Source organism: Robertmurraya sp. DFI.2.37, from assembly GCF_029211245.1.
GTDB lineage: Bacteria > Bacillota > Bacilli > Bacillales > Cytobacillaceae > Robertmurraya > Robertmurraya methanolica_A.
In genome coordinates this window covers 1-293 of the sequence record NZ_JARGEJ010000763.1, presented here as the reverse complement: position 1 = coordinate 293, position 293 = coordinate 1, and the positions used below count along the sequence as shown (strand labels likewise).

The window sequence follows — 293 nt, the reverse complement described above, 5'->3', positions numbered from 1 at the left end:
CCTTTCACAGTTACTTGGGGTTGTAGCATCATCAGGTTGTAATGTGTTGACGATCCATCAAACAATCCCGCTTCAAGGGAGAGCACAAGTATCGATGTCCCTCAACATTACAGGAATGGGAATAGAGATCAATGAGCTATTAGCGAATTTAAAAAAGCTAGAATTTGTGGAAAATGTAGAGGTACTTGGGTCTGGGGCGTAGCTCCAAACCCAAAGATTTGATTGAAATTATTTGAAATTTTAGTTAGATAGAATCGCTTATTAAAAACGATCAAGATCCTAACAACTTAAAA

General features: G+C 37.5%; 1 pseudogene. It reads left to right on the top strand.

What is annotated here, in order from left to right:
• A pseudogene (locus PZE06_RS28535) lies at positions 1 to 202 on the top strand (ACT domain-containing protein); the annotation flags it as partial.
• Between the last annotated feature and the right edge of the window lie 91 nt (positions 203 to 293).